Below are 21,770 nucleotides of genomic sequence, written 5' to 3'. Positions count from 1 at the left end.
CCATGACATTGACCGAACTGAAATACATCGTGGCGGTGGCCCGCGAAAAGCACTTTGGCCGCGCTGCCGAAGCCTGCTTTGTGTCGCAGCCAACGCTGTCGGTGGGCATCAAAAACCTGGAAGAAGAACTGCAGGTGAAGTTGTTCGAGCGCAATGCCAACGAGGTCACAGTCACACCCTTGGGCGAAGAAATTGTGCGCCAAGCGCAAAGCGTGTTGGAGCAAGCCGCCAACATCAAGGAGTTGGCCAAGCGCGGCAAAGATCCGCTGTCGGGGCCGCTGCGCTTGGGCGTCATCTACACGATAGCGCCGTATTTGCTGCCCGAGTTGGTGCGCCACAGCATCGACAAATCGCCGCAAATGCCGCTCATGTTGCAAGAGAACTTCACCGTGAAATTGCTGGAGATGCTGCGCACCGGTGAGATCGATTGCGCCATCATGGCCGAGCCATTTCCAGACACCGGTTTGGCGGTGGCGCCGCTTTACGACGAACCCTTCATGGCCGCGCTGCCCAGCAACCACCCGCTGGCGCAGCGCGCGTCCATCAGCGCCACCGAGCTCAAAGCCGAAACCATGTTGCTGTTGGGCAATGGCCATTGTTTCCGCGACCATGTGCTCGAGGTGTGCCCCGAATTTGCGCGGTTTTCCAGTGACACCGAGGGCATCCGCAAAAGCTTTGAAGGCTCGTCTTTGGAGACCATCAAACACATGGTGGCGGCAGGCATGGGCGTGACCTTGGTGCCGCGATTGAGCGTGCCCAAAGACGCTTTGTTGGCCACCGGTAAAAAGAAAAAATCCCTGGACACCTATGTGCGTTATTTGCCCGTGGTTGAGGGCAACGAGAAACCCCCAACCCGCCGCGTGGTGCTGGCCTGGCGGCGCAGTTTCACCCGCTATGAAGCCATCGCCGCCTTGCGCAACGCCATCGTGGCCAGCGAATTGCCGGGCGTTCACCGTTTGACCTGACCAGCCTGTTGCCATGACTGAAACCACGACAGAAGTCCCGAATAAAGACAACACAACTCGCAGCGCACTGTCGCTTTATCTTGATTTGATCCGCTGGAACCGCCCCGCTGGTTGGCTCTTGTTGTTGTGGCCTAGTTTGGGCGCATTGTGGTTGGCCAGCGGCGGCTTTCCGGGCTGGCATTTGCTGAGCGTGTTTGTGCTGGGCACCATCCTCATGCGCAGCGCGGGATGTTGCATCAATGATGTGGCGGACCGTGAATTTGACAAGCACGTGGAACGCACCGCCAAGCGTCCCGTCACCTCGGGGGCTTTGTCAGTGCGCCAAGCGCTGACCGCAGGCGCGGTGTTGGCGCTGTGTGCCTTTGGCTTGGTGCTCACCACCAACGCGGTCACCATCGTTTGGTCGTTTGTGGCCTTGGCGGTCACCTTGGCCTACCCCTATGCCAAACGCTTCGTGGCCATGCCGCAAGCCGTGCTGGGCGTGGCTTTCAGCTTTGGCATTCCGATGGCGTTTGCCGCTGTCCATGGCGGCCCGCTCAGCATCGAAGGCGTGTGGAACGCGGTGCCGCCGTTGGCGTGGGGCTTGTTGTTGGTGAACTTGTTTTGGGTGTTGGCCTACGACACCGAGTACGCCATGGTGGACCGCAACGACGACTTGCGCATTGGCATGAAAACCTCGGCCATCACCCTGGGGCGCTACGACGTCCCGGCCGTGATGGGTTTTTACGCGGTCTACCTGTTGGGCAACCTGTGGCTGCTGCACGACCAAGGCCTGGGCTGGCCGCAATGGTTTTCCATTGAAATCGCTGGCGTTCAAGCTTTCTGGCATTTCGGCATGATTTACAAACGCGAGCGCGAGGGTTGCTTCAGGGCGTTTCGCATGAACCATTGGCTGGGCGCCACCGTGTTTGCCGGCATCGCCTGGGGCTTGCACCTGCGTTAGGCCCGTCGATACCAACAGCCGTTGGATGGAAACTCAGGTGCCGCCCAGTTCATCGCCCAAACTGACGGCGCGGTCCCGTGCAGCCAGCATGGCTTTTTCAAACAATGCGGGCAGGCCATCGGCTTGCATGCTGCTGATGGCCGCATGGGTGGTGCCACCTTTGGAGGTGACGCGTTCGCGCAGCACAGCAGGGGGCTCAGAGCTGGCGCGGGCCAGTTCGGCCGCACCCACCACGGTGCCCACCGCCAACTGGTGGGCTTGTGCCGGGGTGAGTCCCATGCGCACACCTGCCGCCACCATGGCTTCGATCACATAAAACACATAGGCGGGGCCCGAGCCCGACACAGCAGTGACGGCGTCAAGCAAGTCTTCGCTGCTGACCCAAATCGACTGCCCCACTGCTTGCAGAAAGGCTTCTACTTGTTGGCGTTGCGCGGTGCCGACCGCGCCACGCGCATACAAACCGGTTTGACCCAAACCCACCAAGGCCGGGGTGTTGGGCATGGCACGCACCACCCGCTCCGTGCCCAGCCAATGACTGATGCTGTCGCTGCGAATCCCAGCCGCCACACTCAGGTGCAGGGCGTTTGGAAACAGGTCTTTCAAAGGCTGCGCCACGTCTTGGAACAGTTGCGGTTTGACCGCCCAGACCACGAGTTGCGAGTCGCTCAGGCTGTCGTTGGCTTGCGGCAGGGCTTGCACCCCATGTTGGTCCATCAACAGTTGGCGGGTGCTGGCCAAGGGCTCGACCACGCGGATGCTGTCGGCCGCCGTGCCTTGTTTGCGCAGGCCAGCGATCAAGGCTTGCGCCATGTTGCCCCCGCCGATGAAGGTGATGGGCGACAAAGCGGGAAGGACAGTGGTCATGAGAAATCCTGAAGCAAGCTGAAAAGACAGGCCGCCATTGTCGGTGCAACACGAAGTGGCGCAGCCTCATTCGCAGAAAACCCAATCCAGTGCTGCAAGTGGGTTTGTGTCAGGCCGCCACAGTTTGGCGCACAGCCTTTTCCCAATGCGCCATCAGCGCCTGTGCTTGGTCGCGCGACATCTGCGGCTCAAAGCGGCGTTCAACCCGCCAATGCTGGGCCAGTTCTTGCGGGCTTTGGTAAATGCCTGCGCTCAATCCGGCCAAATACGCCGCGCCCAAAGCCGTGGTTTCAATCACTTCGGGGCGCAACACGGGGATGCCCAGCAAGTCGGCTTGGAACTGCATCAACAGGTTGTTGACGCAAGCCCCGCCGTCGACGCGCAGTTCGGTGACCGGCTGGGCGGCATCCCGGTTCATGGCTTGCAACAGCGCGGTGCTTTGAAACGCAATGCTTTCCAGGGCGGCGCGAGCGATGTGGGCCATGGTGGTGCCGCGCGACAAGCCCACCATCGCGCCGCGTGCATCGGCTTGCCAGTAGGGCGCACCCAGGCCGGTGAAGGCGGGCACCAACACCACGCCGCCGGAGTCGGGCACGCTCTCGGCCAAGGCTTGCACATCGGCGCTTTTGTCAAAGGCGCGCAAGCCATCGCGCAGCCATTGCACCACCGCACCGCCAATGAAGACCGAGCCTTCCAAGGCATACGCGGGGGTGCGGTCGGCTTGGGCGGCACTGGTGGTGATGAGCCCGTTGTGGCTGGTTTGGAACTGGTTTCCAGTGTGCATCAGCATGAAGCAGCCGGTGCCGTAGGTGTTTTTGGCCTGACCGGCTTGGAAACAGGCTTGGCCAAACAAGGCGCTTTGCTGGTCACCCGCCACCCCGCCGATGGCCAGTTCATGGCCCAACCATTGCGCTTGGGTGTGGCCAAAATCACTGGCCGAGGGATGCACCTCGGGCAACACCGACTTGGGGATGTCCAAGAGCTTCAGCAACTCGTCATCCCATTGGTTGCTGTGGATGTTGAACAGCATGGTGCGGGCCGCGTTGCTCACATCGGTGGCATGTACCGCGCCGCCGCTGAGTTGCCACATCAACCAACTGTCCACCGTGCCAAACGCCAATTCGCCGCGTGCCGCCATGTCGCGGGCACCCGCCACGTTGTTCAAAATCCATTGCAATTTGGTGGCAGAAAAATAGGCATCAATCAGGAGCCCGGTTTTTTGCTGCACCAAGGGCGCTGCACCCGCTTCGCGCAAACGCAGGCACTCGGGCTCGGCGCGTCGGTCTTGCCAAACAATGGCGTTGTAAATGGCTTGGCCGGTGTCGCGCCGCCAGACCACCGTGGTTTCGCGCTGGTTGGTGATGCCCAAAGACGCCACTTGGGCCGCGCTGATGCCCGCTTGTTGCAAGGCTTGGCGGGCCGTGGCGAGCTGGCTGGTCCAGATTTCTTGTGGGTCGTGCTCGACCCAGCCAGGATGTGGGTAGATTTGCCGAAACTCTTGTTGCGCCACGGTCAGCACCGAGCCGTCGGGCTTGAAGACGATGCTGCGGGAACTGGAGGTGCCTTGGTCAAGGGCCAGGATGTAGGTCATGGTGGGCAGCTGTGAGGGATTCAACCCACCAAGGACAAGGCGGGTGGGGTTTTGCTTTCATCGGCCACGGTGCACTCCACCCCAGATTGCTCGAGCAACTGCACAAAGCTCTCTGGCGGCAGGGCGTCGGTGAACAAGCGGTCGATGTGGGATAAATGCGCCAATTCGACCATGGCCGGGCGGTTGAATTTGGTGTGGTCAGCGGCCAGCCACACTTCACGCGAATGCTCAATGATGGCCTTGGCCACTTTCACCTCGCGGTAGTCAAAGTCGCGCATGGTGCCGTCGGCCTCGATGCCGCTGATGCCAATCAGGCCTATGTCCACCTTGAACTGGCGAATGAAGTCGACCGTGGCTTCACCGACGATGCCGCGGTCCACGCCGCGCACCACGCCGCCAGTGACGATGACTTCGCAGTCCGGGTTGTCGCTCATGATTTGCGCCACATTCAGGTTGTTGGTGATGACCCGCAAGCCCCGGTGTTGGCGCAACTCGCGGGCCACGGTTTCCATGGTGGTGCCGATGTTCATGATGAGTGAACAGCCATGCGGCACGCTGGCGGCAATGGCTTTGGCGATGCGGGTTTTGCCGTCCAAGGACAGCGCTTGGCGCTGGCGGTAGGCGATGTTTTCGGTGGTCGAGCTGGGTATGCGAGCGCCGCCATGAAAGCGCGACAACAAACCCGCCTCGGCCAAACGCTGCACATCCCGGCGCACGGTTTGCAGGGTGACTGAGAAGGTTTCGGCCAAAAACTCAATAGAGGCGGCACCTTGGGCTTGTACCAAGGCCAACAACTCGGTTTGTCGGGGGTTGGGGTTCATGGGTGGTGTTTTGGGGGTTCGGGCAACCATAAACCATCTTCGAATGGCACCAACTTAGGGAAAATACCGAATCAATTAAAACAAAACCGAACAAGAATGCGAAAAGAAAAGAAAATTTCCCGCATGCCAAAACTTGTCTGCAAGACAAGTTGTTCCAGTCCCTGACCCACCCTTCCTCGATGACTTTGAAACTCGACAACATCAGCCAAACCGTAGCCGGTCAGGTGCATGTCTATCCCGTTGACATGGCGCTGGTTCCGAATGCGGTCACGGTATTGCTGGGCGCCACGCAGGCTGGCAAAACCAGCCTGATGCGCTTGATGGCGGGCTTGGACCTGCCCAGCACCGGCCAGATTTGGGTCGATGGGCGCAACGTCACCGGCGTTGGGGTGCGGGATCGCAATGTCGCCATGGTCTACCAGCAATTCATCAACTACCCGTCCATGAGCGTGTACGACAACATCGCTTCACCTTTGCGTTTGCGTGGTGACAGCAACATCGACGAGCAAGTCCAAGCCATGGCCAAGCGACTGCGCATCGACCCTTTCTTGAAACGCTTGCCCGCCGAGTTGTCGGGCGGCCAGCAGCAGCGGGTAGCCTTGGCCCGGGCCTTGGCCAAACGCGCACCGCTCATGTTCCTCGACGAGCCCTTGGTCAACCTCGACTACAAACTGCGCGAAGAACTGCGCGAAGACCTGACCCAGTTGTTTGAAGCTGGCAGTGGCACCGTGGTGTATGCCACCACCGAACCCAGCGAAGCCTTGCTGTTAGGCGGCTACACCGCGGTCATGAAAGAGGGCCGTGTCCTGCAATACGGGCCCACCTTGGAGGTGTTTCGCCAGCCCCAATCTTTGGATGTGGCCCGTGCTTTCAGCGACCCGCCCATCAATGTGCTGCAAGCCACGCCTCAAAACGGCCAATGGCGCTTGGACAACGGCAGCACACTCGCGCTGCACCAACTCGCGCACAGTGGTCCGGTGCAATTGGGCTGGCGAGCCACCGCTTTGCGCACCGAGCAACGCCCGGCCGACGTGGCCATGCCGGGGCGGGTGCAACTGGCGGAAATTTCCGGCACCGACACCTTTGTGCACTTGGATTGCAGTGGCATCGAGTTGGTCATGCAAATAACCGGTGTCCATGGGTTTGCCATCGGCCAAGCCATCAGCGTGTACGTCGATCCGCAGGACGCCTATGTGTTTGAACCCGCTGGGGGCCTGTTGCTGGCTCCCCAAAAACCGCCGCAAGGGGGGCGCTGAGATGGTGGCACGTATCGACCTGGATCTGGCCCATGCATACGGGTCCAATCCCCAGCAAGACAGCGATTACGCTTTGTTGCCCTTGAAGATGAGCTTTCAAGCCGGTGGCGCCTATGCCTTGCTCGGCCCCTCAGGCTGCGGCAAAACCACCATGCTCAACATCATCTCGGGCTTGGTCAAGCCCTCGCATGGGCAAGTGCTTTTCAATGGCGAAGATGTGTCCGACAAAACCCCGCAACAACGCAACATCGCCCAAGTGTTTCAGTTCCCCGTCATTTACGACACCATGACTGTTGCTGAGAACCTGGCGTTTCCGCTGCGCAACCGCCACATGCCTGAGGCGCAAATCCGCCAACGCGTGGGTCAGATTGCCGAGATGCTGGAACTCAATGGCCAACTGAATCAGCGTGCAGCGGGTTTGTCGGCTGACGCCAAGCAAAAAATCTCGCTGGGGCGAGGCTTGGTGCGCCCGGATGTGGCGGCGATTTTGTTTGACGAACCGCTCACCGTGATCGATCCGCACCTGAAATGGCAACTGCGCCGCAAACTCAAGCAGGTGCACCAAGAACTCAAGCACACCTTGATTTACGTCACCCACGATCAGGTGGAAGCGCTCACCTTTGCTCAAGAAGTGGTGGTCATGACACGTGGCCGAGCTGTGCAGGTGGGCAATGCCGAAGCTTTGTTCGAGCGCCCCGCGCACAGTTTTGTGGGGCACTTCATCGGTTCGCCGGGCATGAATTTTTTACCAGCCATGGCCCAAGACGCGCTGCTGCACATTGGCGGTCAAACCTTGACTTTGTCACCCGCGCAAGCCCTGGCCTTGGCCCATACCCAAGACTTGAAACTCGGCGTGCGCCCGGAATACATCAGCCTGCACGCCCAAGCCGCTGAAGGCTGCTTACCCGCGCAGGTGCTGCGCTGGCAAGACCTGGGCACCAGTGGTTTGCTCACCGCCCAATGCGGCAGCGAGTTGCTGCGGGTGCGCTTGTCACCAGAACACGCGCCGCCAACTGTGGGGCAGACCGTGTACCTGCAAGTGCTGGGTGCGCACAGCTGTTTTTACGAACGCGAGGAGTTGATCGCATGAAGCCCGTCAACCAAAAAGCTTGGCTTCTGATCTTGCCTGTGTTGCTGTGCGTGGCCTTCTCGGCCATCTTGCCGCTGATGACCGTGGTCAATTACTCGGTGCAAGACATCATTTCACCTGAACGCCGCGTGTTTGTCGGCACCGAGTGGTTTGCCGCGGTCATGCGCGACCAAGACTTGCATGATGCATTGGGGCGCCAAATGATCTTTTCCTTGGCGGTCTTGGCGGTTGAAATCCCGCTGGGCATTGCCCTGGCGTTGTCAATGCCAGCCAAAGGGTGGCAAGCGTCCATCACCTTGGTGTTGGTGGCCTTGTCACTGCTCATCCCTTGGAACGTGGTGGGCACGATTTGGCAAATCTTTGGCCGAGCTGATATTGGCTTGCTGGGCGCTTCATTGCAGGGACTGGGGATTGAATACAACTACACGGGCAACGCCCGCGACGCATGGCTGACCGTGTTGGTGATGGACATCTGGCATTGGACACCCTTGGTGGCCCTGCTTTGCTATGCCGGTTTGCGCAGCATCCCAGATGCGTATTACCAAGCTGCGCAAATTGACGGTGCCACCAAGTTCGCTGTGTTTCGATTCATTCAACTGCCCAAGCTTCGCGGCGTGCTGGTGATTGCGGTGTTGTTGCGCTTCATGGACAGCTTCATGATTTACACCGAGCCGTTTGTCTTGACGGGCGGCGGTCCGGGCAACGCCACCACTTTCTTGAGTCAATACCTGACGCAAAAAGCCGTGGGGCAGTTCGATTTAGGCCCGGCGGCAGCGTTCTCCTTGATTTACTTCCTCATCATTTTGTTGCTGTGCTTCATCCTCTACAACTGGATGCAAAGCGTGGGCACCCAGGCCAAGGAGCACGACCATGGATGAGCGCCGCTTCAAAAAGCGCAACCTGTTTTTGCTGCTCTACATCGTGTTTGCGTTGTTGCCCATCTACTGGATGGTCAATATGAGCTTGCGCACCAACGAGGAAATTTTGTCCAGCTTTGCGCTGTTTCCTGACCAGCCAACCTTCGCCAACTACGCCACCATCTTCACCGACCCCTCTTGGTACAGCGGCTACATCAACAGCTTGATTTATGTGGGCATCAACACGGTCATTTCGCTCACGGTGGCCTTGCCTGCTGCTTATGCGTTTTCCCGTTATCGTTTTTTAGGCGACAAGCATGTGTTTTTCTGGTTGCTAACCAACCGCATGACTCCACCCGCCGTTTTCTTGCTGCCATTTTTTCAGCTCTACAGCACCGTGGGTTTGATGGATACGCACATCGCCGTGGCCATGGCGCATTTGCTGTTCAACGTGCCGCTTGCGGTGTGGATTTTGGAAGGCTTCATGAGCGGTATTCCACGCGAGATTGATGAAACCGCCTATATCGACGGCTACAGCTTTCCAGCCTTTTTCATCAAGGTGTTTTTGCCGCTCATCAAAGCCGGCGTGGGCGTCACCGCCTTTTTCTGCTTCATGTTCAGCTGGGTCGAGTTGTTGCTGGCGCGGACCCTGACCAGCGTCAACGCCAAGCCGATTGTGGCCACCATGACCCGCACCGTCAGTGCGTCCGGCATGGACTGGGCCACCTTGGCGGCCGCAGGCGTGCTGACCATCGTGCCCGGCGCCATCGTCATTTGGTTTGTGCGGCACTACATCGCCAAAGGCTTTGCCATGGGGCGTGTATGAACTTCAGGAGCTTGCACCATGCTTGAGTGGATGGCTTGGACCACGCCAGTGGCGATTTTTTTCAGCTGCATCGTGCTGATGTTGATCGGCATGACGGTGTGGGAGCGTCGCTCGCCCACCGTGGCTCGCAAAGGCTGGCTCCCCCTGGTGACGACCCGGGGCGATCGCTTGTTCATTGGTTTGTTGGGGGCGGCCTATCTGCACCTGATGTTCGTCGGCTTGGCGGGCGAGATGTTGGTTTGGTTTGGATTGAGCGAGGAGCCCACGATTTGGTGGGCCACTGCAACGAGTGCGGTTTGGCTGGTTCTTGTGATGCGCAAGGGCTAGCTCAACCAAGTCATGACACGGTCTGAAACTTCCCCAAGACACGTGTTTTCTCAGAGCAAGGGGAATTTTTTAGGAGACGGGCATGAAATTGAAATACCGTGCAATTGCTTTTGCCGCTGCAGCCTTGGTGCTGGGACACAGCGCATGGGCGGGCGAGGCTGAAGCGAAGAAATGGGTGGACAACGAGTTCCAGCCGTCCACCTTGTCCAAAGACAAGCAGATGGCTGAAATGAAGTGGTTCATTGAAGCGGCCAAAAAACTGCAAGCCAAAGGCGTGAAAGAAATTTCCGTCGTGTCAGAGACCATCACCACCCACGAGTACGAATCCAAAACCTTGGCCAAGGCCTTCACCGAAATCACCGGCATCACGGTCAAACACGACCTGATCCAAGAAGGTGACGTGGTGGAGAAATTGCAGACCTCCATGCAATCGGGCAAATCGATTTACGACGGCTGGATTTCAGACTCTGACTTGATTGGTACCCACTACCGCTACGGCAAGATCATGAACCTGACCGATTACATGGCGGGTCCTGGCAAAGAGTGGACCAATCCTGGCTTGGACATCAAAGATTTCATCGGCACCAGTTTCACCACCGGCCCTGATAAAAAACTGTACCAATTGCCTGATCAACAATTTGCCAACCTCTATTGGTTCCGCGCCGACTTGTTTGAACGCAAGGACATCAAAGACAAATTCAAAGCCAAATATGGCTATGACTTGGGCGTGCCTTTGAACTGGAGCGCCTACGAAGACATCGCCGAGTTCTTCACCAATGACGTGAAAACCATCGACGGCAAGCCCATTTATGGCCACATGGATTACGGCAAAAAAGACCCGTCACTGGGCTGGCGTTTCACCGATGCGTGGTTGTCCATGGCGGGTACGGCTGATATCGGCATCCCCAATGGCCGACCTGTTGACGAGTGGGGCATTCGCGCTTCCGCCGATGGTTGCAACCCCCAAGGCGCTTCTGTTGCGCGTGGTGGTGCCACCAACTCACCGGCTGCTGTCTACGCCCTCACCAAGTACGTGGACTGGATGAAGAAATACGCACCGAAGGAAGCCATCGGCATGACCTTTGGTGAGGCCGGCCCCGTGCCTGCTCAAGGCCAAATTGCCCAGCAAATCTTCTGGTACACCGCGTTCACAGCCGACATGACCAAGCCTGGTTTGCCGGTGGTGAATGCCGATGGCACACCTAAGTGGCGCATGGCTCCTGGCCCCAACGGCCCGTACTGGAAGCAGGGCATGCAAAACGGCTACCAAGACGTGGGCTCATGGACCTTCTTCAAAGACCACGATGCCAACAAAACAGCGGCTGCTTGGTTGTATGCGCAGTTTGTGACAGCCAAAACCACGTCTCTGAAGAAAACCATCGTCGGCTTGACGCCAATCCGTGAGTCCGACATCCGTTCGGATGCCATGACCAAAATGGCACCCAAGCTCGGTGGTTTGGTGGAGTTCTACCGCAGCCCAGCGCGTGTGGCCTGGACACCCACCGGCACCAACGTGCCTGACTACCCCAAGCTGGCGCAGCTGTGGTGGAAGAACGTGGCGGTGGCCGTCACCGGTGAAAAAACACCTCAGCAAGCCATGGACAACCTGGCCAATGAGATGGACGACGTGATGGCACGTTTGGAGCGTGCGGGCATGGCCCGTTGTGCACCCAAGCTCAACCCGAAAGGCGATCCAGCCAAGTACCTGAGTGACAAAGCGGCGCCGTGGGCCAAGCTGGCCAACGAGAAACCCAAAGGCCAAACCATCGCCTATGAAACGCTGCTCAATGCTTGGAAGGCAGGTCGCGTTCGCTAAACCAAACCGGGACACCGCGCAAGCGGTGTCTTGTGTTGTGAGGGCCTGTGGCCAGTTTGCTGCAGGCCCCTCTTTGGTCAGTCACCCATGAACCGCTCAGAACTTCTTCAACAGTTGGCTGCCCCCCAAAGCTTTGATTTGGCGGTGATAGGTGGTGGTGCCACTGGTCTGGGCGTGGCACTTGAAGCCAGCCTGCGGGGCTACAAAGTAGTCTTGCTCGAATCGCATGATTTCGCCAAAGGCACGTCATCACGTTCCACCAAGTTGGTGCACGGTGGTGTGCGTTATTTGGCCCAGGGCAACGTGGCCTTGGTCCGTGAAGCGCTTCACGAGCGCTCGGTGTTGTTGCACGACGCGCCGCATTTGGCGCAACCCATTCCCTTCGTCATGCCGTCATACCGTTGGTGGGAAACCGCCTTCTACGGCATTGGCTTGAAGTTGTACGATTTTTTGGCTGGCGCCGACGGCCTTGGCCGAACTGAATTTTTAAGCGGTACAGAAGTGATGTCGCGCATTCCTGGATTGAAAGCCCAAGGCTTGCATGGCGGCGTTCAGTACTGGGACGGCCAGTTTGACGACGCCCGTTTTGCCATCAGTTTGGCCCGCACCGCCGCCCAGGCGGGTGCTTTGCTGGTCAATTACTGCCCTGTGACGCAATTGAAGCAGTCGCAAGGCCAGTTGAGCGCCTTGGTCTGTCAAGACGAGGAAACCGGCCAATCTTTTGAATTGCAAGCCCGTTGCATCGTCAACGCCACCGGAGTGTGGGTCGATCAATTGCGGCAAATGGATGCATCGACCGAAGGTTTGAAGGTCCAACCCATGGTCGCCCCCAGTCAAGGGGTGCACCTGGTGGTGGACCGTTCTTTTCTGCCTGGCGAACATGCGTTGCTGGTGCCTAAAACCGCCGATGGCCGTGTGTTGTTTGCCGTGCCTTGGTTGGGCAAAGTGATCTTGGGCACCACCGACACGCCGCGCAGTGACATGCCGCGTGAACCGGCGGCGTTCGAGGAAGAAGTGGCGTTCATCTTGGGCGAATCGGCCCGCTACTTGGCCAAACCGCCCCAGCGCAGCGATGTGCGCAGTGTCTGGGTGGGCTTGCGCCCGCTGGTCAAACCCACGCAAGAAGAGGGTGTCAGCACCAAGGGCTTGAGCCGAGAACATTCCGTGAGCGTCAGCCGCAGCGGCTTGGTCACCGTCACCGGCGGCAAATGGACCACTTACCGCGCCATGGCCGAAGACGTTTTGTCGCAATGTGTGTCCAGCCAGTTGTTGTCGGCCCCCTTGCAACCGCAACACCCGGCGGCGGTGTTCAAAGGCGCAGGTGCCTTTCTCGGGCGACCTGTCAGTTTGACGGCACCGCAAGGTCTGCATCTTTATGGAAATGAACAGAGTTTGGTGGCAGAAATGCCTGGCGCAGACCACTTGCTGCTGCCCGGTTTGAGCGAAGCCATGGTGCGGTTTGCCGTTCGTTTTGAATTTGCCCGCACCGTCGAGGATGTGCTGGCCAGGCGATCCCGGCTTTTGTTTTTGGACGCCAAAGCGTCCATGGGGGTGGCCGCGCAAGTGGCGGCCTTGTTGGCTGAAGAAGGCTGCAAGCAAGTAAAACTTTCAGACTATTTGTCTTTGGCTGAGCGTTACACTTTGGCCGATTGAGCGCTTTTGCCTTGGTATTGTGATGACCAACTGAAAAGAAATATACGTCAACCAAGCGGCAGGCCAAGAAACTGTGGCACAATAGCAGGCTCTGCTTTTCAAACGGCAGGGAAATCACGCCCAAACAAACACACAGCAAATGGTTTGCTGTGGAGATGACGGGCCCAAGACTGATCGAGTTTTTAAAGCCCATTGGGGGTTTTGAGGCGCGGTACAAGTTGGGAAGAAGAAATGATCCAGACAGAATCCAGATTAGAGGTCGCCGACAACACCGGAGCGAAGTCCGTTTTGTGCATCAAGGTGCTCGGCGGTTCCAAGCGTCGCTACGCCAGCGTTGGTGACATCATCAAAGTGAGCATCAAAGAAGCCGCCCCCCGTGGCCGCGTCAAAAAAGGCGAGATTTACAGTGCTGTGGTGGTGCGTACCGCCAAAGGCATTCGCCGTGGCGATGGCTCGTTGGTGAAGTTCGACAGCAACGCTGCCGTTTTGCTCAATGCCAAATTGGAGCCCATTGGCACCCGTATCTTTGGCCCGGTCACGCGCGAACTGCGCACCGAGCGCTTCATGAAGATCGTGTCCTTGGCGCCCGAAGTTCTCTAAGGACCAGACCATGAACAAAATTCGCAAAGGCGACGAAGTCATCGTCATCGCAGGCCGCGACAAGGGCAAGCGTGGCAAGGTGGCATTGCGTCAAGATGATTCGCACCTCGTCATCGAGGGCATCAACTTGGTGAAAAAACACACCAAGCCCAACCCCATGGCTGGCACCACTGGTGGCATCGTTGAAAAAACCATGCCTATTCACCAGTCCAATGTCGCTATTTACAACGCCACCACCGGCAAAGCCGATCGCGTGGGCATCAAGATCAATACCGATGGCTCGAAGGTTCGCATCTTCAAATCCAGCGGCGAAGTCATCAAGGCGGCATGAACATGGCACGACTCCAACAACACTATCGTGAAAAAGTGGTCCCCGAGATGACCACCAAGTTTGGCTACAAATCCCCCATGGAAGTGCCTCGTCTGACCAAAATCACCTTGAACATGGGTGTCAGCGAAGCCGTGGCGGACAAAAAAGTCATGGACCACGCTGTGGGCGACTTGACCAAAATTGCCGGTCAAAAACCCGTCGTCACCAAAGCTCGCAAGGCCATCGCCGGTTTCAAAATCCGCGAACAACAACCCATTGGTTGCATGGTCACATTGCGCGGTGTGCGCATGTACGAATTCTTGGACCGTTTCGTCACCGTGGCCCTGCCCCGTGTGCGTGACTTCCGCGGTATTTCTGGTCGCGCCTTCGATGGTCGTGGCAACTACAACATCGGTGTGAAAGAGCAAATCATCTTTCCAGAGATCGAGTACGACAAAGTTGATGCCCTGCGTGGCCTCAACATCAGCATCACCACCACGGCCAAGACCGACGATGAGTGCAAAGCACTGCTCGCCGCCTTCCGTTTCCCGTTCAAGAACTGAGGTGCCCTGTGGCTAAAGTAGCTTTGATCGAGCGCGAGCTCAAGCGAGACAAACTGGTCGCCAAGTACGCGAAAAAACACGCGGAACTGAAAGCGATTGCCAGCGATATCAAACGCAGCGAAGAAGAACGCGCTGCGGCACGTTTGGGTTTGCAAAAGTTGCCCCGCAACGCCAACCCCACGCGCCAACGCAATCGTTGCGAAATCACCGGTCGCCCTCGTGGCACCTTCCGTCAATTTGGTTTGGGTCGCGCCAAGATCCGTGAATTAGCCTTTGCAGGCAACATTCCCGGCATCACCAAGGCCAGCTGGTAACAGGCAGGAGAAATTCAATATGAGCATGAGTGATCCCATTGCCGACCTGCTGACGCGTATTCGCAATGCGCAGATGGTGGCCAAGCCGACCGTGTCGGTTCCCGCGTCCAAGGTCAAGATGGCCATTGTTCAGGTGTTGAAAGAGGAGGGCTATATCGATGGCTTCCGCGTCAAAACTGAAGATGGCAAATCTGAGCTGGAAATTGCTTTGAAGTACTACGCAGGTCGTCCTGTGATTGAGCGCATCGAGCGCGTCTCTCGCCCTGGCTTGCGTGTGTACAAAGGCCACGACGCCATTCCTCAAGTCATGAACGGCTTGGGCGTGGCCATCGTCACCACCCCCAAAGGTGTGATGACCGATCGCAAAGCACGCGCCACGGGCGTGGGCGGCGAAGTTCTTTGCTACGTGGCTTAAGGGAGTAACGAAACATGTCCCGAGTTGCCAAAATGCCCGTCACAGTCCCCGCAGGTGTGGATGTGACCATGAACGAACAACACATCAGCGTCAAAGGCGCTGGTGGTCAGTTGTCTATCGCCAACAACGCCTTGGTCAAGGTGGTGCGTCAAGCCGACACACTCACTTTCGAGGCTGCCAATGAAACACGTGAAGCCAATGCCATGAGCGGTACTTTGCGTCAGTTGGTCAACAACATGGTGGTTGGTGTCACCAAAGGCTTTGAGAAAAAGCTCAACCTGGTTGGCGTGGGCTACAAAGCCGCCGCCCAAGGTGCCAAATTGAATTTGGCTGTGGGTTATTCGCACCCCGTCAACTTTGACATGCCTGCTGGCATCAAAGTCGAGACGCCTGCGCCCACTGAAATCATCATCAAAGGCGCTGACCGCCAACGTGTGGGTCAAATCGCTGCTGAAATTCGCGCTGTTCGTCCACCCGAGCCTTACAAAGGCAAAGGCATCCGTTATTCGGACGAAAAGATCACGATCAAAGAGACCAAGAAGAAATAAGGAGCTGCAATATGCTAAGCAAAAAACAGCAGCGTCTGCGCCGTTCGCGTCAAACCCGCATCCGCATTGCCACACAAGGCGTGGCGCGTTTGATGGTCAACCGCACCAATTTACACATCTATGCCAGCGTCATCTCCGGCGACGGCACCAAAGTGATTGCCACCGCTTCAACCGCTGAAGCCGATGTGCGCAAGAGCTTGGGCGCTGTGGGCAAAGGTGGCAACACGGCTGCAGCTCAAATCATCGGCACACGCATTGCTGAAAAAGCAAAAGCCGCTGGTGTCGACAAAGTCGCTTTCGACCGTTCGGGCTTCGCCTACCACGGTCGCGTCAAAACCTTGGCAGATGCCGCACGCGCTGCCGGCTTGCAGTTCTAACAGACACGGATAAATAACATGGCAAAAGTTCAAGCAAAAGTGCAAGACGACAGTCGTGACGACGGTCTGAAGGAAAAAATGATCGCGGTCAACCGCGTGACCAAAGTTGTCAAGGGTGGACGCATCCTCGGTTTCGCCGCACTCACTGTTGTTGGTGATGGCGATGGCCGCGTGGGCATGGGCAAAGGCAAATCCAAAGAGGTGCCTGCTGCTGTGCAAAAAGCGATGGAAGAAGCCCGTCGCAACATGCACAAAGTGTCTTTGAAAAACGGCACCATCCACCACAACGTCACCGGCCACCACGGCGCGGCCAACGTGCAAATGGCCCCCGCACCCAAGGGTACGGGCATCATTGCTGGCGGCCCCATGCGTGCCGTGTTTGAAGTCATGGGCATCACCGACATCGTGGCCAAAAGCCATGGTTCATCCAACCCCTACAACATGGTTCGCGCCACGTTTGATGCGTTGATCAAATCCACCACCGCCGCTGAAGTCGCGGCCAAGCGTGGCAAGAACGTCGAAGACCTCTTCGTCTAATCCGGGAGCCACGACATGTCCACATCTACCTCAACTGTCAAAGTGCAATTGGTGCGCAGCCCCATCGGCACCAAAGAATCCCACCGCGCCACCGTGCGTGGTTTGGGCTTGCGCAAAATCGGCAGCACCAGCGAACTGCAAGACACACCTGCAGTGCGCGGAATGATCAACAAGATCAGCTACCTGGTCAAAGTTCTCTAAAGGTCAGCCATGCAACTCAATGAAATCAAGCCCGCAGATGGCTCCCGCAAAGACCGCCGCCGTGTTGGCCGTGGTATTGGTTCGGGTCTGGGTAAAACCGCAGGCCGCGGCCACAAAGGTCAAAAATCACGCTCGGGCGGCTACCACAAGGTGGGTTTTGAAGGCGGTCAAATGCCTTTGCAACGTCGCTTGCCCAAGCGCGGTTTCAAATCGCAAAGCCTGAAATACAACGAAGAAGTCACGCTCACATCCCTGCAAGCTTTGGACATCACCGACATCGACGTGTTGGCGCTCAAAACCGCTGGTTTGGTGAGCCAAATGGCCAAAGTGGTCAAGGTCATCAAGACTGGTGAGATTTCTCGTGCTGTGAAATTGAGCGGCATTGGTGCCACCGCTGGCGCCAAGGCGGCCATTGAAGCCGCTGGCGGCGCAGTCGCTTAAGGTTCAGGAGCAGCAACTTGGCAACCAACGCATCCATAGGCAAAACTGACAAGTACGGTGACTTGCGTCGCCGCCTGGTCTTTTTGTTGTTGGCCTTGGTGGTTTACCGCATCGGCACGCACATCCCTGTACCGGGCATTGACCCGAACCAACTTCAACAGTTGTTCAAGGGACAGGAAAGCGGCATCCTGAGTTTGTTCAACATGTTCTCAGGTGGCGCTTTGTCGCGCTTCAGTATTTTTGCGCTTGGCATCATGCCCTACATTTCTGCATCCATCATCATGCAGTTGATGTCGTATGTGGTGCCCAGCATGGAAGCCTTGAAAAAAGAAGGCGAAGCTGGTCGTCGCAAAATCACCCAATACACCCGCTACGGCACTTTGGGTTTGGCTATTTTCCAGTCTATGGGCATTGCCATTGCGCTTGAATCGTCAGCGGGCTTGGTTATCACGCCCGGTTTTGGCTTTCGCATGACCGCCATGGTTTCTCTCACAGCAGGAACCATGTTCTTGATGTGGTTGGGCGAACAAATCACCGAGCGTGGTTTGGGCAATGGCATTTCCATCATCATCTTCGCGGGCATCGCGGCAGGCTTGCCCAGCTCCATCGGCGGATTGCTTGAATTGGTGCGCACAGGCGCCATGAGCATCATCGTGGCACTTTTGATCGTGGTGCTGGTTGCTGCCATCACTTACTTCGTGGTGTTTGTCGAACGCGGCCAACGCAAAATTTTGGTCAATTACGCGCGTCGTCAAGTGGGCAACAAAGTTTATGGTGGACAGTCGTCGCACCTGCCTTTGAAGCTCAACATGGCCGGTGTCATTCCCCCCATCTTCGCTTCTTCCATCATTTTGTTGCCTTCCACCATCGTCAGCTGGTTCAGCTCAAGCGGCAGCATGATTTGGTTGAAAGACATTTCTGCCGCGCTGTCTCCCGGTCAGCCCATCTATGTGATGTTGTATGCCGTGGCTATTATTTTCTTCTGCTTTTTCTACACCGCCCTGGTGTTCAACAGCCGTGAAACCGCAGACAACCTGAAAAAGAGTGGCGGCTTCATCCCCGGCATTCGTCCCGGCGACCAAACGGCTCGCTTCATCGACAAGATTTTGTTGCGTTTGACTTTCGCTGGTGCCATCTACATCACCTTCGTTTGTTTGGTGCCCGAATTTCTCATCCTCAAGTACAACGTGCCTTTCTACTTTGGTGGCACGTCGTTGCTGATCATCGTGGTGGTCACCATGGACTTCATGGCCCAAGTGCAAAACTACCTGATGAGTCAGCAGTACGAATCGCTGCTCAAAAAGGCCAACTTCAAGATGGCACCGGGTGGCTGATTGGGCGCATGGCGAAGGACGATGTCATCCAGATGCAAGGAGAGGTTGTTGAAAACCTCCCCAATGCCACCTTCCGGGTCAAACTGGAAAACGGCCATGTGGTGCTCGGACACATTTCCGGCAAGATGCGGATGCACTACATCCGAATCCTGCCAGGGGACAAAGTGACGGTTGAGTTAACGCCCTACGATTTGAGTAGGGCACGAATTGTGTTCCGCGCCAAGTAAGGCGTGAAACATGCAGAGTTTGTTGGAGCACGCAGGGTGCGTGTTCTGGGTTCTTAGGAGAATGAAATGAAAGTTTCGGCTTCGGTCAAAACAATTTGCCGCAACTGCAAGATCATCCGCCGTAAAGGCGTGGTGCGTGTTATCTGCACGGATCCACGTCACAAGCAGCGCCAAGGCTGATCTTCCAACGCATTCAAGAGGTTTCTCATGGCACGTATCGCTGGTATCAATATTCCGCCCCATAAGCACACCGAGATTGGCTTGACGTCAATCTTCGGCATCGGTCGCACCCGCGCGCGCAAAATTTGCGTTGCTTGCGGCATCGACTACGCCAAAAAAATCAAGGACCTGACGGACTCAGACCTTGAAAAAATCCGCGACCAGATCGCACTGTTCACCATCGAAGGCGATTTGCGCCGTGAAACCACCATGAACATCAAGCGTTTGATGGACATTGGTTGTTACCGCGGTTTCCGCCATCGTCGCGGTTTGCCCATGCGCGGCCAACGTACCCGCACCAATGCGCGTACCCGCAAAGGCCCCCGCAAGGCGGCTCAATCGCTGAAGAAATAAAGAGGGACCACCATGGCAAAAGCACCCGTCAACTCAGCCGCACAACGTGTGCGCAAAAAGGTTCGCAAAAACGTTGCGGACGGCATTGCGCACGTGCATGCGTCTTTCAACAACACCATCATCACCATCACCGATCGTCAAGGCAATGCGTTGTCTTGGGCGTCGTCCGGTGGTCAAGGATTCAAGGGCTCACGCAAGTCCACACCGTTTGCCGCTCAGGTGGCATCCGAGGTGGCTGGTCGTGCAGCCATTGATCAGGGCATCAAGAACCTCGACGTCGAAATCAAAGGTCCCGGCCCCGGCCGTGAATCTTCTGTTCGCGCGTTGGCGGCCCTGGGCATTCGCATCAATTCAATTTCTGATGTGACGCCGGTTCCTCACAACGGATGCCGTCCGCAAAAGCGCCGTCGCATCTGATTTCAAACAAGCCCACCGCCGCTGGTGTTCACATCGGCGGCTCCCCGCATTTTTGTGCGGGCAGTTGACATAAAAGGAAGTTCAAGTGGCACGTTACCTCGGCCCCAAGGCCAAACTATCTCGCCGTGAAGGCACCGACCTGTTTTTGAAGAGCGCTCGTCGCTCGATCGCAGACAAGGCCAAATTCGACAGCAAGCCCGGCCAACACGGCCGCACATCCGGTCAGCGCATGTCTGATTTCGGTTTGCAGTTGCGTGAAAAACAAAAAGTCAAACGCATGTATGGCGTGTTGGAGCGTCAGTTCCGCCGCTACTTCGCCATGGCGGACCAACAAAAAGGCAACACCGGTTCCAACCTGTTGTCCTTGTTGGAATCGCGTTTGGACAACGTGGTCTACCGCATGGGCTTTGGCTCCACACGCGCTGAAGCACGTCAACTCGTGTCCCACAAAGCCATCACCGTCAATGGTCATCAAGTCAACATCCCGTCCTACTTGGTCAAGGCTGGTGACATGGTGAGCGTGCGTGAAAAATCCAAAAAACAAGGCCGCGTGCTTGAAGCGCTCCAATTGGCCACCCAAGTCGGACTGCCTGCCTGGGTTGAGGTCAATGTGGACAAAGCCGAAGGTGTCTTCAAGAAGACACCTGACCGTGACGAATTTGCGGCTGACATCAACGAATCTCTGATCGTTGAGTTGTATTCGCGTTAACCGGGGCTGTTTGGCTCCTTGAATCCGCCGCCCTGGTCATGTAGGCCAGGGGTCATCATCCTGCCTTACCGGTGTAACGAGCCGGGGGCATTGAGAGGAAAAACGAATGCAAACAAATCTCCTGAAGCCCAAAGCCATCCAAGTTGAACAACTCGGTCACAACAAATCCAAAGTGACCCTCGAGCCGTTCGAGCGTGGTTACGGCCACACCTTGGGCAATGCTTTGCGCCGCGTGTTGTTGTCTTCCATGGTTGGCTATGCCGTGACCGATGTCACCATTGCTGGCGTGTTGCACGAATACTCGTCCATCGATGGCGTGCAAGAAGACGTGGTCAACATTTTGTTGAACCTCAAAGGCGTGGTGTTTAAGCTGCACAACCGTGACGAAGTCACCCTGAGCCTGCGCAAAGACGGCGAAGGTCAAGTCACTGCTGCTGACATTCAAACACCGCACGACGTTGAAATCATCAACCCCGAGCACGTGATTGCCAACTTGTCGCACGGCGGCAAAATCGACATCCAACTCAAAGTTGAAAAAGGCCGTGGCTACGTGCCCGGTAGCATGCGACGCCATGCCGACGAAGTGAACAAATCCATTGGCCGCATTGTGTTGGACGCTTCTTTCTCACCCGTCAAGCGCGTGAGCTACAGCGTTGAAAACGCCCGTGTGGAGCAACGTACCGATCTGGACCGCTTGGTCATGGAAATCGAAACCAACGGCGCCATCACCGCTGAAGATGCCGTGCGTTCATCTGCCAAAATTTTGGTGGAACAACTCGCGGTATTTGCGCAGTTGGAAGGCAACGAGTTGGCCGCTTTCGATTCGCCTGCACCGCGCAGCGCTCAACAAGTCGACCCCATTTTGTTGCGTCCCGTGGACGAGTTGGAACTCACCGTGCGTTCAGCCAATTGCCTCAAAGCAGAAAACATCTTCTACATTGGCGACCTGATTCAACGCACCGAAAACGAATTGTTGAAAACCCCGAACTTGGGTCGCAAATCTTTGAACGAAATCAAAGAAGTGTTGGCCTCACGTGGTTTGACTTTGGGCATGAAGCTCGAAGGCTGGCCACCTGCTGGTTTGGAAGCCAAACGAATCTAACAACCAAAAGCAACTTGAGTTGCATTCCCCCCTGGCCGTACCTGATACGGCGGCCGGCAAAAAAAGCGTTATTCAAAAAAGGACAAGAAC

General features: G+C 56.9%; 29 protein-coding genes. 26 read left to right on the top strand and 3 right to left on the bottom strand.

Annotation, left to right across the window (positions count from 1 at the left end):
- The first annotated feature begins 2 nt into the window (after nt 1-2).
- Nucleotides 3-965 (top strand): LysR substrate-binding domain-containing protein, encoded by a 963-nt coding sequence (locus tag AC8GFP_RS09915; RefSeq protein ID WP_506612725.1) that lies wholly within the window; start codon nt 3-5, stop codon nt 963-965.
- A 13-nt stretch (nt 966-978) separates the two neighbouring features.
- Nucleotides 979-1,908: a 4-hydroxybenzoate octaprenyltransferase gene (gene ubiA, locus AC8GFP_RS09910; protein ID WP_506612724.1), complete on the top strand. Its 930-nt coding sequence runs from the start codon at nt 979-981 to the stop codon at nt 1,906-1,908.
- Nucleotides 1,909-1,941: 33 nt separating this feature from the next.
- On the opposite strand, the gene proC is transcribed toward ubiA, so the two are convergent.
- From proC to AC8GFP_RS09895, 3 genes are all read right to left on the bottom strand, one after another.
- Nucleotides 1,942-2,775 carry a pyrroline-5-carboxylate reductase gene (proC, locus tag AC8GFP_RS09905; protein WP_506612722.1) on the bottom strand — a complete coding sequence of 278 codons (834 nt, stop codon included), beginning with the start codon at nt 2,773-2,775 and terminating at the stop codon, nt 1,942-1,944.
- A gap of 109 nt (nt 2,776-2,884) precedes the next feature.
- Complete coding sequence (gene glpK / locus AC8GFP_RS09900; protein WP_506612720.1) at nt 2,885-4,366, bottom strand: glycerol kinase GlpK; 1,482 nt, start codon at nt 4,364-4,366, stop codon at nt 2,885-2,887.
- A gap of 20 nt (nt 4,367-4,386) precedes the next feature.
- Nucleotides 4,387-5,187: a DeoR/GlpR family DNA-binding transcription regulator gene (locus AC8GFP_RS09895; RefSeq protein WP_506612718.1), complete on the bottom strand. Its 801-nt coding sequence runs from the start codon at nt 5,185-5,187 to the stop codon at nt 4,387-4,389.
- Nucleotides 5,188-5,366: 179 nt separating this feature from the next.
- On the opposite strand from AC8GFP_RS09895, the gene AC8GFP_RS09890 reads away from it, so the two are divergent.
- The 24 genes from AC8GFP_RS09890 to AC8GFP_RS09775 all read left to right on the top strand — a co-directional run bounded on the left by AC8GFP_RS09890 (nt 5,367) and on the right by AC8GFP_RS09775 (nt 21,680).
- Nucleotides 5,367-6,443 (top strand): ABC transporter ATP-binding protein, encoded by a 1,077-nt coding sequence (locus tag AC8GFP_RS09890; RefSeq protein ID WP_506612716.1) that lies wholly within the window; start codon nt 5,367-5,369, stop codon nt 6,441-6,443.
- Nucleotides 6,444-6,447: 4 nt separating this feature from the next.
- Nucleotides 6,448-7,533, top strand: a complete 1,086-nt coding sequence (locus AC8GFP_RS09885) for an ABC transporter ATP-binding protein (RefSeq protein WP_506612971.1) — start codon at nt 6,448-6,450, stop codon at nt 7,531-7,533.
- A complete protein-coding gene (locus AC8GFP_RS09880; RefSeq protein WP_506612714.1) occupies nt 7,530-8,411 on the top strand; it encodes a carbohydrate ABC transporter permease in 882 nt (293 codons plus the stop codon). The genes AC8GFP_RS09885 and AC8GFP_RS09880 overlap by 4 nt, the downstream gene beginning before the upstream one ends.
- Nucleotides 8,404-9,216, top strand: a complete 813-nt coding sequence (locus AC8GFP_RS09875) for a carbohydrate ABC transporter permease (protein WP_506612712.1) — start codon at nt 8,404-8,406, stop codon at nt 9,214-9,216. Before AC8GFP_RS09880 ends, AC8GFP_RS09875 begins: the two co-directional genes overlap by 8 nt.
- An 18-nt stretch (nt 9,217-9,234) precedes the next feature.
- Complete coding sequence (locus AC8GFP_RS09870; RefSeq protein ID WP_506612711.1) at nt 9,235-9,543, top strand: DUF2160 domain-containing protein; 309 nt, start codon at nt 9,235-9,237, stop codon at nt 9,541-9,543.
- A gap of 82 nt (nt 9,544-9,625) precedes the next feature.
- On the top strand, nt 9,626-11,359 hold the full coding sequence (locus AC8GFP_RS09865) for an ABC transporter substrate-binding protein (RefSeq protein WP_506612709.1): 1,734 nt from the start codon (nt 9,626-9,628) through the stop codon (nt 11,357-11,359).
- Between the two features lie 87 nt (nt 11,360-11,446).
- Nucleotides 11,447-13,012: a glycerol-3-phosphate dehydrogenase/oxidase gene (locus AC8GFP_RS09860; protein WP_506612707.1), complete on the top strand. Its 1,566-nt coding sequence runs from the start codon at nt 11,447-11,449 to the stop codon at nt 13,010-13,012.
- Nucleotides 13,013-13,243: 231 nt separating this feature from the next.
- Nucleotides 13,244-13,612, top strand: a complete 369-nt coding sequence (gene rplN / locus AC8GFP_RS09855; RefSeq protein ID WP_506612705.1) for a 50S ribosomal protein L14 — start codon at nt 13,244-13,246, stop codon at nt 13,610-13,612.
- A gap of 10 nt (nt 13,613-13,622) precedes the next feature.
- Entirely contained in the window at nt 13,623-13,943 is a 321-nt protein-coding gene (gene rplX / locus AC8GFP_RS09850; RefSeq protein ID WP_506612703.1) for a 50S ribosomal protein L24, read from the top strand.
- Nucleotides 13,944-13,945: 2 nt separating this feature from the next.
- Nucleotides 13,946-14,485, top strand: a complete 540-nt coding sequence (gene rplE, locus AC8GFP_RS09845; protein ID WP_506612701.1) for a 50S ribosomal protein L5 — start codon at nt 13,946-13,948, stop codon at nt 14,483-14,485.
- A gap of 8 nt (nt 14,486-14,493) precedes the next feature.
- The gene (rpsN, locus tag AC8GFP_RS09840) at nt 14,494-14,799 is read left to right on the top strand and encodes a 30S ribosomal protein S14 (RefSeq protein ID WP_506612700.1); all 306 of its coding nucleotides are present in this window, start codon (nt 14,494-14,496) and stop codon (nt 14,797-14,799) included.
- 19 nt (nt 14,800-14,818) lie between these two features.
- Nucleotides 14,819-15,214 (top strand): 30S ribosomal protein S8, encoded by a 396-nt coding sequence (rpsH, locus tag AC8GFP_RS09835; protein WP_506612699.1) that lies wholly within the window; start codon nt 14,819-14,821, stop codon nt 15,212-15,214.
- A 14-nt stretch (nt 15,215-15,228) separates the two neighbouring features.
- Complete coding sequence (rplF, locus tag AC8GFP_RS09830) at nt 15,229-15,762, top strand: 50S ribosomal protein L6 (protein WP_506612697.1); 534 nt, start codon at nt 15,229-15,231, stop codon at nt 15,760-15,762.
- A gap of 11 nt (nt 15,763-15,773) precedes the next feature.
- On the top strand, nt 15,774-16,139 hold the full coding sequence (gene rplR, locus AC8GFP_RS09825; RefSeq protein ID WP_506612695.1) for a 50S ribosomal protein L18: 366 nt from the start codon (nt 15,774-15,776) through the stop codon (nt 16,137-16,139).
- 18 nt (nt 16,140-16,157) lie between these two features.
- Complete coding sequence (gene rpsE / locus AC8GFP_RS09820; protein ID WP_506612693.1) at nt 16,158-16,676, top strand: 30S ribosomal protein S5; 519 nt, start codon at nt 16,158-16,160, stop codon at nt 16,674-16,676.
- A 15-nt stretch (nt 16,677-16,691) separates the two neighbouring features.
- The gene (rpmD, locus tag AC8GFP_RS09815; protein ID WP_506612691.1) at nt 16,692-16,877 is read left to right on the top strand and encodes a 50S ribosomal protein L30; all 186 of its coding nucleotides are present in this window, start codon (nt 16,692-16,694) and stop codon (nt 16,875-16,877) included.
- A gap of 9 nt (nt 16,878-16,886) precedes the next feature.
- Nucleotides 16,887-17,318, top strand: a complete 432-nt coding sequence (gene rplO / locus AC8GFP_RS09810) for a 50S ribosomal protein L15 (protein WP_506612689.1) — start codon at nt 16,887-16,889, stop codon at nt 17,316-17,318.
- Between the two features lie 17 nt (nt 17,319-17,335).
- Nucleotides 17,336-18,652: a preprotein translocase subunit SecY gene (gene secY, locus AC8GFP_RS09805; protein WP_506612687.1), complete on the top strand. Its 1,317-nt coding sequence runs from the start codon at nt 17,336-17,338 to the stop codon at nt 18,650-18,652.
- Between the two features lie 8 nt (nt 18,653-18,660).
- Nucleotides 18,661-18,879: a translation initiation factor IF-1 gene (gene infA, locus AC8GFP_RS09800; protein WP_012734373.1), complete on the top strand. Its 219-nt coding sequence runs from the start codon at nt 18,661-18,663 to the stop codon at nt 18,877-18,879.
- Nucleotides 18,880-18,945: 66 nt separating this feature from the next.
- Nucleotides 18,946-19,059, top strand: coding sequence for a 50S ribosomal protein L36 (rpmJ, locus tag AC8GFP_RS09795; RefSeq protein ID WP_037485061.1), 114 nt, complete (start codon nt 18,946-18,948; stop codon nt 19,057-19,059).
- A gap of 27 nt (nt 19,060-19,086) precedes the next feature.
- Nucleotides 19,087-19,452 carry a 30S ribosomal protein S13 gene (rpsM, locus tag AC8GFP_RS09790; protein ID WP_506612684.1) on the top strand — a complete coding sequence of 122 codons (366 nt, stop codon included), beginning with the start codon at nt 19,087-19,089 and terminating at the stop codon, nt 19,450-19,452.
- A 12-nt stretch (nt 19,453-19,464) separates the two neighbouring features.
- On the top strand, nt 19,465-19,869 hold the full coding sequence (gene rpsK, locus AC8GFP_RS09785) for a 30S ribosomal protein S11 (RefSeq protein WP_506612682.1): 405 nt from the start codon (nt 19,465-19,467) through the stop codon (nt 19,867-19,869).
- An 85-nt stretch (nt 19,870-19,954) separates the two neighbouring features.
- Complete coding sequence (gene rpsD, locus AC8GFP_RS09780; RefSeq protein ID WP_506612680.1) at nt 19,955-20,578, top strand: 30S ribosomal protein S4; 624 nt, start codon at nt 19,955-19,957, stop codon at nt 20,576-20,578.
- A gap of 106 nt (nt 20,579-20,684) precedes the next feature.
- The gene (locus AC8GFP_RS09775) at nt 20,685-21,680 is read left to right on the top strand and encodes a DNA-directed RNA polymerase subunit alpha (protein WP_506612678.1); all 996 of its coding nucleotides are present in this window, start codon (nt 20,685-20,687) and stop codon (nt 21,678-21,680) included.
- Nucleotides 21,681-21,770 lie beyond the last annotated feature (90 nt).

This window comes from Limnohabitans simekii (SeqCode) (genome assembly GCF_965234735.1).
Classification (GTDB): Bacteria; Pseudomonadota; Gammaproteobacteria; order Burkholderiales; family Burkholderiaceae_C; genus Limnohabitans; species Limnohabitans simekii.
The sequence above is the reverse complement of the archived record's forward strand: the minus strand, read 5'-3'. Positions and strand labels throughout refer to the sequence as shown.